The organism is Bradyrhizobium sp., from assembly GCF_030697065.1.
In the GTDB taxonomy this organism is placed as follows: domain Bacteria; phylum Pseudomonadota; class Alphaproteobacteria; order Rhizobiales; family Xanthobacteraceae; genus Bradyrhizobium.
This window is the reverse complement of the sequence record NZ_JAUYQU010000087.1, coordinates 1-14,574: the sequence shown is the minus strand read 5'-3', so window position 1 is coordinate 14,574 and position 14,574 is coordinate 1. Positions and strand designations below refer to the sequence as shown.

Annotated in this window: 14 protein-coding genes; 7 read left to right on the top strand and 7 right to left on the bottom strand. The window is 65.7% G+C overall.

What is annotated here, in order from left to right; translation table 11 throughout:
• Positions 1 to 28 precede the first annotated feature (28 nt).
• Genes Q8R73_RS05885 through Q8R73_RS05875 form a run of 3 tightly spaced genes read right to left on the bottom strand, consistent with a single transcriptional unit; the run spans position 29 to position 2,023 of the window.
• Positions 29 to 733 (bottom strand): TVP38/TMEM64 family protein, encoded by a 705-nt coding sequence (locus Q8R73_RS05885; RefSeq protein WP_305718596.1) that lies wholly within the window; start codon positions 731 to 733, stop codon positions 29 to 31.
• A complete protein-coding gene (locus tag Q8R73_RS05880) occupies positions 733 to 1,317 on the bottom strand; it encodes a TIGR04282 family arsenosugar biosynthesis glycosyltransferase (RefSeq protein ID WP_305718595.1) in 585 nt (194 codons plus the stop codon). Before Q8R73_RS05880 ends, Q8R73_RS05885 begins: the two co-directional genes overlap by 1 nt.
• Positions 1,318 to 1,345: 28 nt before the next feature.
• Complete coding sequence (locus tag Q8R73_RS05875; RefSeq protein ID WP_305718594.1) at positions 1,346 to 2,023, bottom strand: TIGR04283 family arsenosugar biosynthesis glycosyltransferase; 678 nt, start codon at positions 2,021 to 2,023, stop codon at positions 1,346 to 1,348.
• Between the two features lie 282 nt (positions 2,024 to 2,305).
• Between Q8R73_RS05875 and Q8R73_RS05870 the strand changes: the two genes are divergently transcribed.
• Positions 2,306 to 4,102: a radical SAM protein gene (locus Q8R73_RS05870; RefSeq protein ID WP_305718593.1), complete on the top strand. Its 1,797-nt coding sequence runs from the start codon at positions 2,306 to 2,308 to the stop codon at positions 4,100 to 4,102.
• 63 nt (positions 4,103 to 4,165) lie between these two features.
• Here the strand turns inward: Q8R73_RS05870 and Q8R73_RS05865 are convergent, their stop codons facing one another.
• From Q8R73_RS05865 to Q8R73_RS05855, 3 genes are all read right to left on the bottom strand, one after another.
• Positions 4,166 to 5,008, bottom strand: a complete 843-nt coding sequence (locus tag Q8R73_RS05865; protein WP_305718592.1) for a shikimate dehydrogenase — start codon at positions 5,006 to 5,008, stop codon at positions 4,166 to 4,168.
• A gap of 232 nt (positions 5,009 to 5,240) precedes the next feature.
• On the bottom strand, positions 5,241 to 7,304 hold the full coding sequence (locus Q8R73_RS05860) for an elongation factor G (RefSeq protein WP_305718591.1): 2,064 nt from the start codon (positions 7,302 to 7,304) through the stop codon (positions 5,241 to 5,243).
• A gap of 634 nt (positions 7,305 to 7,938) precedes the next feature.
• Entirely contained in the window at positions 7,939 to 8,388 is a 450-nt protein-coding gene (locus Q8R73_RS05855; RefSeq protein ID WP_305718590.1) for an ion channel, read from the bottom strand.
• A gap of 423 nt (positions 8,389 to 8,811) precedes the next feature.
• Between Q8R73_RS05855 and Q8R73_RS05850 the strand changes: the two genes are divergently transcribed.
• The 6 genes from Q8R73_RS05850 (at position 8,812) to Q8R73_RS05825 (ending at position 14,456) form a co-directional block, all read left to right on the top strand.
• Entirely contained in the window at positions 8,812 to 9,564 is a 753-nt protein-coding gene (locus Q8R73_RS05850) for an SDR family NAD(P)-dependent oxidoreductase (protein ID WP_305718589.1), read from the top strand.
• A 150-nt stretch (positions 9,565 to 9,714) separates the two neighbouring features.
• On the top strand, positions 9,715 to 11,157 hold the full coding sequence (locus Q8R73_RS05845; RefSeq protein ID WP_305718588.1) for a sensor histidine kinase: 1,443 nt from the start codon (positions 9,715 to 9,717) through the stop codon (positions 11,155 to 11,157).
• Between the two features lie 281 nt (positions 11,158 to 11,438).
• Positions 11,439 to 12,578 carry an alpha-hydroxy-acid oxidizing protein gene (locus Q8R73_RS05840; RefSeq protein WP_305718587.1) on the top strand — a complete coding sequence of 380 codons (1,140 nt, stop codon included), beginning with the start codon at positions 11,439 to 11,441 and terminating at the stop codon, positions 12,576 to 12,578.
• A gap of 119 nt (positions 12,579 to 12,697) precedes the next feature.
• Positions 12,698 to 13,147 carry a c-type cytochrome gene (locus Q8R73_RS05835; RefSeq protein ID WP_305718586.1) on the top strand — a complete coding sequence of 150 codons (450 nt, stop codon included), beginning with the start codon at positions 12,698 to 12,700 and terminating at the stop codon, positions 13,145 to 13,147.
• 143 nt (positions 13,148 to 13,290) lie between these two features.
• Positions 13,291 to 13,779, top strand: coding sequence for a Twin-arginine translocation pathway signal (locus Q8R73_RS05830; RefSeq protein ID WP_305718585.1), 489 nt, complete (start codon positions 13,291 to 13,293; stop codon positions 13,777 to 13,779).
• Between the two features lie 5 nt (positions 13,780 to 13,784).
• A complete protein-coding gene (locus tag Q8R73_RS05825) occupies positions 13,785 to 14,456 on the top strand; it encodes a ferric reductase-like transmembrane domain-containing protein (RefSeq protein WP_305718584.1) in 672 nt (223 codons plus the stop codon).
• Here Q8R73_RS05825 and Q8R73_RS05820 read toward each other — a convergent pair.
• Positions 14,407 to 14,574, bottom strand: a 168-nt coding sequence (locus Q8R73_RS05820) for a DUF992 domain-containing protein (RefSeq protein WP_305718667.1), incomplete at its 5' end; no start/stop codon positions are given. The two genes, Q8R73_RS05825 and Q8R73_RS05820, sit on opposite strands and share 50 nt — an antisense overlap.

The following is a 14,574-nucleotide window of genomic DNA, read 5'->3' as shown; positions in this document are numbered from 1 at the left end:
AAACGTCAAACCGCGATGCTGTCACGCGTCAAACCTCCGATTTTCCTGTCGCGCCCGAACGTCTACCGCTCCACTGCCTGTACACCGCCGGCATCAGCGCCAGCAGGCCAAGCCCGGTCAACGCAACCAGCACACCAGGCGACAGGAGATCCTGAAGACTTGTCACCGTGCCAAGCTGGCGTCCGAAATTCACGTAGATCACGGTCCCGGGCGCCATGCCGATGACGCTGGCAACGACGAAGCTGCGCGCCGTCATGTCGAACAGGGCCGCAACGAGGTTTACAAGGAAGAACGGAAACACCGGTACGAGGCGCAGGAACAGCAGGTAGCCGAACGCGTTTTCCCGCATGTTGACCGCGATCTTCTCGTAGAGCGGCCCCGCCTTGCGGCGAAGCGGTTCTCCGATCGCGCTGCGCGCCAGGGTGAATACGATGAGGGCGCCTGCCGTCGCCGAGCAGAGCACCAGCACCGATCCGAGCCCTACCCCGAACAGGAAGCCGCCCAGCAGGCTGAGGATCGCAGCCACCGGCAACGCGAACGCCGCGACGGCCAGATACACGCCGGCAAACGCCAAAGGCGCGAGCACCGGATAGGATGCGGCGAGTTCCTGCAAGGCCTGCCGCTTGGCCAGAATGGCCTGCGGGCTCAAGGCATCGGTCAGCCCGCTGAAATGCGCGGCGGCGGCGATCGCCACAAAGAGGCCGGCGACAATGTAGGGCAAATAGCGCCTCATCAGCCGCCGCCTTCCGGTTGCCGCCCTTCGAAGTCTCCCCGGCGCCAGCGCCGCCAATCGGCTTCCGTGTCCACATCGGCCAATGTGGCGGCAAGGCCAACCGGTCTGCCCACATTCACCAGCGTGTCCGCCAAAGTGTGCGGTGTCGACCATCGCACGTTCCGGAACAGACGTGGCGTCGGGCGCCGTGTGCCGGCAAGCCAGAACCCGCCATCCTCCGAAGGGCCGAAAACCAGCCGCGAGCGCGCCAGCACGGCGAACGCCTCGGCGATGTGACCCGTCCGGATGCCGGGAATGTCCGAGCCGATCAGAATGCAGGGTCCACCCGGCCGGTCGAGCAAACGCTGCATCCGGTCGCCCAGATCGCCCTGCCCCTGCCCGATGCGGGACAAGCCGGCCGGCCAGAACCGCGAACGGGCATACCGATCCGGACTGACGGCGAGTACGGTCCGCCAACGCGGGTCCGCTCCGACGCGCCGCAGCAGCGAAGCGGTCGAACTACGATAGAAGCGAAGCGCTTCGGCCGTGCCGATCGCGGCCGCCAGCCGGGTCTTTACCGCGCCGGCCAGCGGCGCCTTGACCATCACAAACAACGTCGGGAGTACGCGACTTCTATCCATAGATCCTGGCAATCGATTTCGGCGGCACCCCGATGAAATAGAGCAGCAGACACGTAGCGTTGCGCGCCATTCGGGGCAGGTATCCGTTCCGCCGGTAGCGAACCGCGCTGGTAACCGCGGGCACCGCAAGTGTCTCCAGCCGGGTCCGCCCGATGCGGCGAACGAAATCGACGTCCTCCATGATCGGCAGCGGCCTGAAACCCCCGATTTCATCATAGAAGCCACGCGACACCAGCAGGCCCTGATCGCCGTAGGGCAATCCGAGCGCCCTTCCGCGCAACGCGACGATCCGCTCCAGGACCAGCGCCGACGTCGCGGAATCGTCGAGCTTGAATGTGAATACCGCCGCACGGCGCCCCGTTGTTGTCCGCCGCATGAACTCGGTCGCGGCATCTTCCCACCCCGCCCCAAGGCAGGTGTCGGCATGAAGAAAGAGCAGCCAGCGACCTTCGGCCTGGCGCGCGCCGAAACCCAGTTGCTCGCCCCGCCCCGGCGGACCCCGGACCACCCTGCAATTGGCGCGATGGGCAATCTCGACCGTGGCGTCGGTCGACCCCCCATCGGAAACGATGATTTCCTCGATGAGCCCTTGTGTGCCAGCCCGCAGCCGATCGAGCGTTGCCGCCAGACCGGCTTCCGCGTTCAGCGTGGGGATGACGACGCTGATCATGGAAAGGTTCCCTGCGGGGTCAGCCCCGGTTCTCCGATAGTTTCGTCGCAGGCCAACCGATGGTTACCCCGAGCGGGATCGCGTCCAGCGTCAAATCGCCGCGGAACTCTCCCGGCTCGGTCGACCTTGCGGCCGGAACGGGACTTGGTGCAACCCAAATGGAACAGTCCGGTTAGAACCCTGCTGCGCACGCGGGCAGCCTGAGCCGAAATCCGGCGTCATGGCGTAACTAATACGGCTCTGTCGACGAACCATCCTTAGCGACTGCGGATCGATCACAGCATGAATGCAGACTCCAGGCTTCTGGTTTTTGGCGGCCCCTATTCCAACCTCCAGGCGACCGAGGCCGTCCTGGCGGAGGCGTCGCGGCGCGGCATTCCCCCGCATCGCGTGATTTGTACCGGCGACGTGGTGGCCTACGGAGCGGACGCGCGATCCTGCGTCGACCTCGTGCGCAAGGCCGGCATCAGCGTCGTCATGGGAAACTGCGAAGAGCAACTGGCTGCGGACGCCGAGGATTGCGGATGCGGTTTCGCGCCGGGGAGCGAATGCGACCGACTGTCGGCGGTCTGGTTCAACCATGCGCGTTCGCAACTGAACCGTGACGACCGAGACTGGATGCGCAGCCTTCCCAGGCGGCTGGAAGTATCGGTCGCGGGCCTCCGCCTCGTCGCCGTGCATGGAAGCCTCTCCGACATCAGCCGCTTCATATTCGCGTCGACGCCCTCACGCATCAAGGCGCTCGACCTCGCATCCTCCCGGGTCGACGGCATCATTGCCGGGCATTGCGGCCTGCCCTTCACCCAGGTGATCGATGGCCTTCTATGGCACAATCCCGGGGTGGTCGGGATGCCCGCGAACGACGGCACGCCGCGCGTCTGGTACAGCGTCCTCAGTCCGGGCAACGCGCCTCGCTCGATCGTGCTCGAGCATGCCTCGGTGAATTACGACCATGCGGCGGCCGCGGCCGCGATGCGCAACGCCGGTCTCCCGGAAGGTTATTCGGAAGCGCTGTCGTCGGGCCTCTGGCCCGGTTGCGACGTGCTGCCGCGGGCCGAAGCGAAAGCGCGGGGGGTTGCGCTGTCGCCCTGCTCGCTGACCTGGGAGCGCGACAGCAGCGCACGGCCGGCCTGGCCGATATCCGCGGAGCCCGCAGGACTCGATCCGGCGAAATTCCGACATGCCGGATCCACCGCGACAGGGGCGCCGCGCGCGAGCGTTGCGCTGGCCGGCCTCGATACGCTGTGGATCAACACCGGCACGCTCTGCAACCTCTCCTGCGCCAATTGCTACATCGAATCCACCCCGAGGAACGACAGGCTCGCCTATATCACGGCGGCCGAGGTCTCGGACTATCTCGACGAGATCGCCCGCGATGCGCTGCCGACCAGGCTGATCGGCTTTACCGGCGGCGAGCCCTTCATGAACCCGCAATTCCCTGCGATGCTCGAAGATGCGCTGGCGCGCGGCTTCGAAACGCTCGTCCTCACCAATGCCATGAAGCCGATGCGGCATCATCAGCGATCGCTGCTTCGCCTCAGGGAAAGATTCGGCGACCGCCTGGCGCTGCGGGTCTCGATCGACCATTACACAAGCGAGCTTCATGAACTGGAACGGGGACCGCGGAGCTGGCAGCCGACCATCGACGGCCTGAGCTGGCTCGCCGCCAACAGCTTCCGGATCAGCGTTGCCGGACGGATGTATTCGGGCGAGGCCGAAGGCATGGTGCGGGCGGGGTATGCCCGACTGCTGGAAAAATTCGGTATCGACGCAAACGACCCGATCGACCTCGTGGTCTTTCCGGAAATGGACCAGACGGCCGATGTGCCGGAGATCACCGAAGCCTGCTGGGGCATCCTCGGGAAATCGCCGGCCGACGTCATGTGCGCGTCGTCGCGGATGGTCGTCAAACGCAAGGACGCCGAACGGCCGGCGGTGCTGGCCTGCACCCTTCTTCCCTACGACACCCAGTTCGAACTCGGCAGCACGCTGGCCGAAGCTTCGCAGCAGGTGATGCTCAACCATCCGCATTGCGCGAAATTCTGCGTGCTGGGCGGCGCCGCCTGCAGCGCGAAATGATGCGCCGGTCGCGCTCGCGATGACGTTGCGCGGCCGACGCTGGTCCGGCGTCGCTGTTTCCGCTCAGACCTTTTTCAGATCGGCCTCGACCAGCGCGCGGAGTTCGGCGGTGACCTGCGGGCGCCGGCCGAACCACAATTCGAAGCCCCGCACCGCCTGGTGCAGCAGCATGCCGAGGCCGTCGGCGACCGGCAGTCCGCGCGCGCGCGCGGCCGCCAGCAGCGGCGTTTCCAGCGGCACGTAGACGAGATCGGCGACCACCGCGCGCGGCGGCAGCAAGGCGAGGTCGATATCGAGCGCGGGCTGGCCATGCATGCCGAGCGACGTGGTATTGACCAGCAGGCCCGCGCGCGGCAGCACCTCGTCGATGCCATCCCACGCGAGCGGATGCACCTCGGCGCCGAACTGATCGGCAAGCGCCCGCGCGCGATCGAGGGTGCGGTTGGCCAGGTGCACACGCTTGATGCCGCGCTCGATCAGCCCGAACACTACCGCGCGCGACGAACCGCCGGCGCCCAGCACCAGCGCATCCTCGGCGCGGTCCCATCCCGGGGCGCAGACGTCGAGATTGTTGATGAAGCCCTCGATGTCGGTGTTGGTCGAGCGCAGTTCGCCGTCCTGGTACCACAGCGTATTGGCGGCGCCGACGGCGCGGGCGCGCGCGTCCGGCTTCGACAGCGTCAGCGCCTGTTCCTTGTGCGGCAAGGTGACGTTGGCGCCGACGAAGCCGCGCAGCGACAGCCGGAACACGAAATCCCTGAATTCGTCGGGCGGCACCGCCTCGATGACGTAGCCGCCCGCGATGCCGAGCGTGCGCAGCCAGTAATGATGAATCAGCGGCGAGCGCGAATGCGCCGCCGGCCATCCGATCAGGCACGCGGCGGGGGGCTTTGTTTCAGCGGTCATCGACGATCCCATGGCGACGCCCGGGAGCGGGCGACGCCCGTGAGATCGGGCAAGCCGGCGGCGCTGTCAATGCCGCCGCCTGACAACCAACGCCGTCATTACGGGTCGGCCCGCAGGGCTGAACCTCAGATGTGCAATTGCACATCGGGAATCCCGATCGGGCGGGACACCGGGAACACATCCTCCGGATTCCGGGTTCGCGCTTTCGCGCGCCCCGGAATGACGGAAAGGATCACGCCGCGACGCTGTGGGCGGCGATGATCTGGTCGGCGGCGCGGCCGGTGACTTCGGCCATGCGGTCGAACGCCCGGGTGAAGCTGCCGGCGCCGGCGGTGGCCGAGCGCAGTTCGACGATCAGCTCGCCGATCTCGGCTTCCGGCATCATGGCGCGGACGCGGTCCCAGCCCGGCCAGCCCTCGCGGGTGTCGAAGCCGAGAATTTGCCCCCGCCGCCCCGACAGGATGGCGTTGATCTTCGCGGTGGCCTCGGTCGGACAGACGATCTCGACCACATGGATCGGCTCCAGCAATACCGGCGCGCATTGCGGCAGCGCTTCGGATACGCCGATCCGCGCCGCGGTGCGGAAGGCGAGATCGGAGGAATCGACGCTGTGATAGGAGCCGTCGGTCAGCGTCACCTGCACGTCGATCACGGGGAAGCCGAGCGGCCCCTTCAGCAGGCCGTCGACCACGCCCTCCTCCACCGCACCGATATAGTTTTTCGGCACGGCGCCGCCGACCACCCTTTCCTGGAACACGAAGCCGCCGCCGCGCGGCATCGGCTTGACCTCCAGCACCACGTCGCCGAACTGGCCATGGCCGCCGGACTGCTTCTTGTGCCGGCCGCGCTGGGTGATCGATTTGCGGATGGTCTCGAGATAGCCGATTGAGGGCGGCTGCGATTTGACGTTGACGCCGAAACGGTCCTTGAGCCGTTCCAGCGCGACGCGCAGATGCATCTCGCCCTGCCCCCACAGCACGATGTCGTGGGTGCGTGGGTTGTGGATCATGGTCAGCGAGGGATCCTCCTCGTTGAGCCGCAGCAGCGCCTGGCCGAGCTTGACGTCGTCCTTGCGGTCGGTGGCCGACAGCGACAGCGCCAGTACGGGCGGCGTCGGCTCAACGCTGACCAGCGCCTTCGGCGCGTTCTTGCCGCTCGACACGGTGTCGCCGGTCTTGACGGAGTCGAGTTTTCCCAGCGCGACGGTCTCGCCAGCCTCGGCGGACGCACGCTTGCTGTCATGCAGGCCGCTGACCCCGAGAATGCCGGACACCCTGCCATGCTCGCCTGACGACGATTGCAGCGTGGCGCCGTCGTCGAGCCGGCCGGCCAGCAGCCGCGTCAGCGACAGCTTGCCGCCGTGCTGCAGATGCAGCGTCTTGAACACATAGGCCAGTGCGTCCTTCGGCGACGACGCGCCGAGCCGTTTGGCGGTCGCGGTCACATCGGGCGCCTCGTGGCGCAGCGCCTTCATCAGCCGCAGCACGCCGTTTTCGCGCAGCGCCGATCCCAGCAGCACCGGACAGATCAGGCCTTCGCGCAGTTCGCGGGCGAGATCGTCGAACACCGCGTCGCGCGGCGGCGTGATGTCCTCCAGCAACTGTTCCATCAGCGCGTCGTCGTGATCGGCGAGCTTTTCCAGCATCGAGAAGCGGGCTTCCTTCTCGCGGTCGAGATCGCCTCCCTCCAGCGCCACCACTTCGGAGGCCTTGTGCTCGCGGTAGACGAAGGCGCGCTCCAGCGCGAGATCGACGAAGCCCGCGATCAGATCGCCGTTCCAGATCGGAATCTGGCGCAGCACCAGCGGAATCCGCGACGCCGGCTGCAGCGTCGCCAGCGTCTCCCGGACGCGCTTGGAGGCGCGGTCGATCTTGTTGAGGAACAGAAAGCGCGGAATGCCGAGGTCCTCGAGCTCGCGCAGGATGATCTGCAGTTGCGGCAGCTTTTTCTCGTCCGCCTCGCACACCACGACCGCGGCATCGACCGCCGGCAGCGCGGCGCGCATGTCGTGCGCGAACTCGACCGAGCCCGGACAATCGATGAAGGTGTAGCTTTCGCCCATGAAATTGGTGGCGGCGGCGGTGAGGCCGGTGCCCATCTTGTGATGGCGGGCCTCGGGGCTGGAATCCCCGACCGAGGTTCCGGAATCGACGCTGCCGGCGCGGGGGATGGCGCCGGTGCGCGCCATGATGGCTTCGAGAAGTGTGGTTTTACCGCTCTGGAAAGGGCCCACCAGCGCAATGCACCGTGGGCCCGAAGCTTTAGTGCCCGAGGGACTTCTGACGTCGTGTCCCATTGCCGCCTCCTTGTTTGGAGCTCGGCCCATGATTGGGTCGGCGGTTGGATGGTCCGCCCGTCCCGCGATTTTGGCAAGCGGGAAAAATTTCGCTGCAGTGCATTGTGAAGTGAACAGCGACGGGCGCACGAGTAGATCGCTTTGGGAAGGAAATGGGCTTGGCAGGCGCGCCCCACACCAAGCTGTCGTCGCCCGGCTCCGACCGGGCGATCCAGTACGCCGCGGCTTCTCGGTTGAACACGACCGTCTCTGGAATAGTGGGTCCCCGCCTTCGCGGGGACGACAACGGTAAATGTGCGAACAGCGTGGCCGCTCCCCAATGTGGCTCATCACCAGACACACGTCCGCCTTCTCGCGGCATGATACTGCCCGAGGCTTGCCTGTCGTTTCTCCCTCCAATGAGGGAGCAGGAATGCCGGATGCGCGCTGCACCCGCGGTCTCGTGTGCGAAGTCGTGCGAAAAAGGTGCACACGAGCATACTGCAGGAGCCGTCAAATGCGATGGAGGCAGCGCGGTCGTCGGCGAACGTCCGCTTGGGTGGGCATTACGGACTTAAACCAGACATCGCGCCGTGTCGAAAATGTGCTCTGAGCGATACCTCGATCACCTCGGCGACACGACCAGTAAACCCGATCAGCCTTGCGCCTTAGGATCCTGATCCGGGTGCAGAGGCCAAAGCCTGTCCATCACAAAGTAGGTGAACGACGTCGACCACGCGATCAGAAATAGACCATTGATTCCTTCGATGCCGGAGATCAGACGGAGCACGCCGGTCGGATAAACGTCACCAATCCCCATTGTGGAATACGATGTCGCAGAGAAGTAGAGAAAATCTGCGAAGTGCTCCTCGACCTGTCCTTGCAGTGACCCGAGGCCAGCTTTGTAAATGGCCAAGAAAGCGCCTGCATACAACCATACCTCAATCGTATGTGCCACAAAGCAACCGAACACCACGATCAGTACCTTCAGGCGAACCGCGATTGGCAGATTGGGGACGTAGGCCGACATCAGCCGCAGCATCTCGTAGTGGACTATAATATTGACCATCACCAAGAATGCAGAAATTGCCATGGCTACAAACATTGAGTCTTCTCGCTCCTTGGCGGTTGCGCAACTTCGCGCGAAGGAGGCTGCGAAATTCTCGCCGCGTGTTGTTTGTGACCGATCCCGGATAGCAATTTTATCAGCATTCTTGCAGGAAATTACCGTCGGTCCAGCCATCCTATGACAGTTGTGGGTCAAAAGGCGACATCTGCCAACGACCTAACCAAGTCTATTCCACCTCCAGGAAGGGACATCGGCGAAGCGATGGCAGTGTTTTGCCAGGAATGGAGTTCGAAGCGATGTCGCTTGATGACCCGTCGCTGGCATGATGAAGCTTGCCCTCGGTAGGGGATTCCTGACAAGAACTGCTCATCAAGCAAGCTGCCAGAGAGACGTTCAATCGTGGCCGAGTCGCACAGGCCGCGACTCGCGTCACCGCACCCACATCAAAGGAAAGACCCGATGGACCTGAAGAACACAGTCGCACTGGTGACCGGCGGCAATGGCGGGCTGGGGCAGCGGATCTGCCACGCGCTGGCGCGGGAGGGCGCGCATGTGGCCGTGATGTATGCGCGCAGCCGCGAGCAGGCGGAAGGCGTCGCCCGTGATCTCGCGTCGCGGTACCAGGTCGATGCCCGGGCGTTCGGCTGCGACATCACCGACGGCGCCGATGTGGAGCGGCTGGTCGGCGAGGTCACCCAGGCCTTCGGCCGGCTCGATATCCTGGTCAATGACGCCGCCTACAACGTCGCGATCCCGTTCGGCGATCTCGACGACCTGACGATGGAAGTGTGGGAGAAGATCATGGCCGTCAATCTGGCCGGGCCGATGCGCCTGATCAAGGCGGTGGCCCCCGTGATGAAGGCGCAGGGGCAGGGCCGCATCGTCAACATCGCTTCGGTGGCGGGGCTGAGCCCGACCGGCTCCTCGATCGCCTATGCCGTGTCGAAGGCGGGGCTGATTCACCTGACGCGGTGCATGGCGGTGGCGCTGGCGCCGGAGACGCTGGTCAACTGCGTGGCGCCGGGGCTGCTGGAAGGCACCCGCGCCACGGCCAATCTGCGCTCCGAGCAGGTCGAGCGCGCCGCTTCGAGCGCACTGCTGAAGAAGCCGGCCGACAAGGACGACTGCGCCGACATGGTGGTCGCGATGTGCCGCACCGGGACCATGACCGGCCAGACCGTCGTGATCGACTCCGGACGCATCTTCCACTGAGGCGACGGGCCGGACAGTCCTGGGCGGCGCGCTCCAGGGCGTGAGACGGAATCCCGGAAACGAAGCGGCCAATCCAGGGCCCGCGACCCGGGTGGTATCGATACCCTGCATCTGATATCGGTGGGATCCAGCATACAACTGAATGCGCAGATGGAAACGTCATCGGAACCAGGTGCCGGGAGTGAAGTCCCCCCTTCCGGGGAAGCCCTCCGAACGTCGGAAGATTTTTACGATCTGGCCGATCATCTCCCGATGCTGTGCTGGCTGGCCGACGCCGACGGCAGCATCTTCTGGTACAATCGCCGCTGGTACGAGTACACGGGGACCTCACCCGAGAGTCAGCAAGGCTGGGGCTGGACCTCGGTTCACGATGCCGATCGGCTGCCCGACGTCCTGAAGCAATGGAAACATTCCATCGCCACGGGAGAGTCATTCGAGATGACTTTCCCCCTGAAGGGAAGCGACGGGATTTTTCGTCCCTTTCTGACGCGCGTGGTGCCGCGGCGGGACCCGGCCGGCAAGATCGTTCGCTGGCTGGGGACCAATGTCGACATCTCCGCGCAGGTTGCCGCCGAATCCTCCCTGCGCGAGAGCGAGGCGCTTTATCGCTCTGCCCTGAGCGCCGGCAGAATGGGCACCTGGCAAACCGATCTGATCGGCAGGACGCGGCTCTGGACCGAAGAAGGCATGGCGCTGTTCGGCCTCAACCTCGTCGACGGGCGCGGCCGCGTGGGGGGCGATGAAGACGAATACCGGTCCGCATTGCACCCGGACGACCGTCATTTGATGCAGAAATTCCACGAGCTTGCAGACAGGCAGGACTCGTTTACGTCCGAGTACCGCGTGGTATGGCCCGACGGCACGACTCTCTGGCTCAGAGGCCACGGCCAGGTCGTCGCCCGTACGCCCGATGGAAAGGCTCACCGCATGGTGAGCATCGTGGCCGACGTCACCGAGCGCAAGGCCGCGGAAGATCATATTCAGTTCCTGATGCATGAGCTGTCGCACCGGTCGAAGAATCTGCTCACCGTCATCCAGTCGATTGCCCGCCGGACGGCCCGGACGGTCGCGACCACGGAGGAATTCGAAAGCCGGTTCGGGCGGCGTCTGCAGGGCCTCGCGGCGTCGCACGACGTACTGGTTCTCAACAGCTGGCAGGGAGCCCCTCTCGCCGACCTCATGCGCAAGCATCTCGAGCCCTTCGTGGAAGTGCAGAGTTCTCGCCTCGAGCTCAGTGGACCCGACATCGTCGTCGGCGCGGAAGCCGCCCAGGCCATCGGACTTGCCATCCACGAACTGACGACGAACGCAACCAAGTACGGGGCCCTGTCGGTGCCGACCGGGAAAGTCAGGGTGTCCTGGGCGTTCGAAGGCGGAGCCGACGCGCCGCGCCAACTGCTCCTGAACTGGATCGAGCAAGGCGGGCCGCCGGTGATCGCTCCGTCCCACAAGGGGTTCGGCCATGTCGTGTTCGACGACATGATCGGACGCTCTCTCAATGCCAAGGTCGCCGTGGAGTTTGCGGCCTCCGGACTGAACTGGCGCGTCTCCATTCCGGCAGCGAACCTGATCAGCGGACAGGCCGGCGGCTGACAGCCGTTGCGCAGCTCGCACCTCCAGCCTCCCAACCGCGTCTCCGCACCGGGACCACCGGTCGGACCGTGGTGATCGACTCCGGACGTGTCTTCCATTAAGGCGAGGCTGTTCACGCCCCTCCCCCCGCGCGCTCTTGCGCGTGGTGGGGAGGGGTCGGGGGTGGGGGGTGTTTCAGCAAATTCGCTGTCAGCGGAATGCACCGATAGACCCCCCACCCCCGACCCCTCCCCACCGCTTCGCGGGTGGAGGGGCGAAGTAAGAAGTACGAGGTTCGAACGATGGTCGTCTGGTCTCCTTTCAGGTTCAACTGCGGACGCGAGATGGCAAACCGGTTTGCGATCGCACCGCTGACGACCGATTCTTCCCATGAGGACGGCACGGCTGCCGACGAAGAACTCGAATTCGTCCGGCGGCGCGCGGCGAACGGATTCGGCGCCGCCATTTCTTCCGCCACCTATGTCGAAGATGACGGACGCTCCTGGCAGGGAACGGGCGCGGCCCATGACGGCCATCTGCAAAGCCTGCAGCGGCTCGCCGGGGCCATGCGTGCCGCGGGAAGTCTGGCGATCCTCCAGATCTATGACGGCGGCCGCATCGCCAAGCCCGAACTGATCGGCGAGCAGCGCATGCGCGCGCCTTCCGCCGTGGCGTCGCTGCGTCCCGGCGCCCGGACGCCGAGGGCGATGACACCGGACGAGGTCGAACGCCTGATTGCGAGTTTTCGCAGGGCTGCTTCGCTGGCCCGGAAGGCCGGGTTCGACGGCGTCGAGGTTCACGGCGCCAACCACTATGCGGTGCACCAGTTCTTTTCGCCGCGGGCCAATCATCGCGACGATCACTGGGGCGGCACGCCGGCCAGGCGGATGAACTTTCCGCTCGCGGTCGCAGCGGCCGTTCGCGACGCGCTCGGCCCGAACCTGATCGCGGGGTTTCGCGTGACGCCGTTCGAGGCCGAGGCGGACGGCTATACGCTCGCGGACGCCAGTCTGCTTTGCAACGAACTGGCCGGGTTGAATCTCGACTACATCTCGATCTCGCTCGATGATTTTCGCAAGAGCCGGCCGCAGCGGGAGACCCGCGTCTATGACGGCCCGGTCGAGCCAGACGTCATCCCGGCGAAAAGTCCGATCACGGAGTTTGCCCGCGTCATCGCGGGCCGCTGCGCGGTGATGGCCAGCGGCGGGATCAGGACATGCGCGGATGCCGGGGAGGCGATCGGCATGGGCGCCGACCTGGTTGCAATCGGACGCGCCGTGGTGGTCGATCCGGAGTGGCTGTCCAAGGTGCGAAGCAAGCGCGAAGCATCGATCCTTCCGGGACTGCCCGGGGATAAAAGCGGGATAGCGGGCACCCTGAGCATTCCGCCGCGCATGGTCGACTACATGCTGAGCCGTCCGGGCTGGATCCCTCGCCTATAGACCGGCCTTCCCGCACTATTCGGGCGCATCAAGAGGCAAGCCGGGCTTGATGTGCGTCAAACTTCGGGGGGCGCAAAGCGCCTAGCATCAGCACGTTCCTGCCAGCGTCGGAGCGCGACATGATAAAATCCGGTGTAAAATGGGTGATCATTGCCAGTCTGACCGCCGGTTTCGCGGTCGCGGCCCAGGCTGACGACCCGGACGTCGGCAAGTCGGAATTCCAGTCCTCGTGCGCGAGTTGTCATGGCACGGATGCCAAAGGCAAGGGACCGGTCAGCGGCCTCCTGAAAATACCGCCTCCGGATCTGACGATGCTGGCCAGGAACAACAACGGGGTTTTTCCCACCGACGCGGTTTATGAAACCATCCATGGGTCGAAAACAATTCCCGCTCACGGCACCCGCGAAATGCCGATCTGGGGGGAACGATTCAATCCCATCGTCAGGCTGCCGCATTATGTTGACCCGACCTACTGGAAGCTGGCCGGGCCGGAGCAAAGTCCGGAAGTCGTGGTGCGGACCCGCGTCCTCGCCGTCGTCGACTACCTCAGCCGCGTTCAGCAAAAATAGCAGCCGACGGACATCGGATGACGCCGGCTGAGCGGTCGCGCGCCGGTTCACAACACTGTTATGCGAGCTGCCGCGCTCCTTACCTGTCGCGCGCGTTGTTGTAAGCTTGATGCAATATCTGCACGCTGCCGGAAGGAACCCGCATGACCACCGTCGTACTCAACCGCCGCACCCTGCTCGCCGCAGGCGGGGCCGTGCTGGCAACCGGGATTTCCGGGCTGCCGGTGCCCGCCCGCGCGGAAGGCCTGGCGCCGACGCCTTCGATGCGCGGCGGCACCAACAACTACCGCGAAGGCGCGCCGGTCGTGGAGCGGATCGGCAAGGGCGGCTTCTGGATGACCGGCACCGTGCGCCGCGCCGGCGACGGCGCGCCGCTGGCCGGGCAGCGCATCCAGATCTGGGCGCACACGACAGAAGGGCGCGAGAACGACCCGCACAGCCATGGCGCCACGCTCACCGACAAGAACGGCGTGTTCCGACTCGAAATGCCGCAGATCGTTCCGGTGTTCGGCCAGCCGCACGGCCACCTCGCCTATGACAGCGATGAATTCAAAGCCGTGTTCCTGCGGCCGGTGATGCGCAGCGCCAAGGATACCAGCCTCGAGGCGCATTTCGTGCTTCAGCCGGCCTGACCGGGTTGCGAACCAGCGGATGGAAATCGGCGCTGGCGGCGCTGGCCTGGACCGCCGTTGCCGCGGCCGTCGGCGTGCCGCTCGCCGCCGCGGCGGTGAGCCCGCTGCTCGCCTACCGCGATGCGGTCTACATCGTGGCGGGGTTCGCGGGGATTTTCGGCCTCGGCCTGATGCTGTTTCAGCCCTTGCTGATCGCCGGATATCTGCCGGGACTGCCGGCCCGGATCGGGCGGCGAGCCCATCCCTGGATCGGCGGCGCGCTGCTGGCAGCGGTGGTGGTCCATGTCGCCGGCCTCTGGATCACCAGTCCGCCCGACATGATCGACGCCCTGCTGCTGGCGTCGCCGACGCCGTTCTCCTACTTCGGCGTGATCGCGATGTGGGCGATCTTCGCCGCCGCGCTGCTGGCGGTCCTGCGCCGGCGGTGGCGACCGCGAACCTGGCGCATCGTGCACCGGCTGCTCGCAATCGTCATCGTCGCCGGCAGCGTGGTCCACGCCATCCTGATCGAGGGGACGATGGAGACGGTCTCGAAGGCGGCGCTTGGCGCGCTGGTGCTCGCTGCGACCGCCAAGGTGATGGCCGATCTGGTGTGGCGAAAGCGCGGGACGTTGCGCGGGGAGAACCTCACCTCCCCGGGCGCAGTTCCAGGCTCTCCAGACCCGCGGCGACGCTGAGGCCGACCTGGCCCTGCAGGCTGAGCGGCTGCAGCGCGATGGTGTTGTTGGAGCCGCCGATCAGCAGATTGCCGCCGACGCCGACGCCGATCGCGGCACTGCCCTGCACGCCGGCATA

What these genes read in the sequence shown, in the direction of transcription:
- Q8R73_RS05885 (WP_305718596.1), bottom strand. Translation starts at nt 733, where the DNA reads ATGAGGCGCTATTTGCCCTACATTGTCGCCGGCCTCTTTGTGGCGATC.
- Q8R73_RS05880 (WP_305718595.1), bottom strand. Translation starts at nt 1,317, where the DNA reads ATGGTCAAGGCGCCGCTGGCCGGCGCGGTAAAGACCCGGCTGGCGGCC.
- Q8R73_RS05875 (WP_305718594.1), bottom strand. Translation starts at nt 2,023, where the DNA reads ATGATCAGCGTCGTCATCCCCACGCTGAACGCGGAAGCCGGTCTGGCG.
- Q8R73_RS05870 (WP_305718593.1), top strand. Translation starts at nt 2,306, where the DNA reads ATGAATGCAGACTCCAGGCTTCTGGTTTTTGGCGGCCCCTATTCCAAC.
- Q8R73_RS05865 (WP_305718592.1), bottom strand. Translation starts at nt 5,008, where the DNA reads ATGACCGCTGAAACAAAGCCCCCCGCCGCGTGCCTGATCGGATGGCCG.
- Q8R73_RS05860 (WP_305718591.1), bottom strand. Translation starts at nt 7,304, where the DNA reads ATGGGACACGACGTCAGAAGTCCCTCGGGCACTAAAGCTTCGGGCCCA.
- Q8R73_RS05855 (WP_305718590.1), bottom strand. Translation starts at nt 8,388, where the DNA reads ATGTTTGTAGCCATGGCAATTTCTGCATTCTTGGTGATGGTCAATATT.
- Q8R73_RS05850 (WP_305718589.1), top strand. Translation starts at nt 8,812, where the DNA reads ATGGACCTGAAGAACACAGTCGCACTGGTGACCGGCGGCAATGGCGGG.
- Q8R73_RS05845 (WP_305718588.1), top strand. Translation starts at nt 9,715, where the DNA reads ATGGAAACGTCATCGGAACCAGGTGCCGGGAGTGAAGTCCCCCCTTCC.
- Q8R73_RS05840 (WP_305718587.1), top strand. Translation starts at nt 11,439, where the DNA reads ATGGTCGTCTGGTCTCCTTTCAGGTTCAACTGCGGACGCGAGATGGCA.
- Q8R73_RS05835 (WP_305718586.1), top strand. Translation starts at nt 12,698, where the DNA reads ATGATAAAATCCGGTGTAAAATGGGTGATCATTGCCAGTCTGACCGCC.
- Q8R73_RS05830 (WP_305718585.1), top strand. Translation starts at nt 13,291, where the DNA reads ATGACCACCGTCGTACTCAACCGCCGCACCCTGCTCGCCGCAGGCGGG.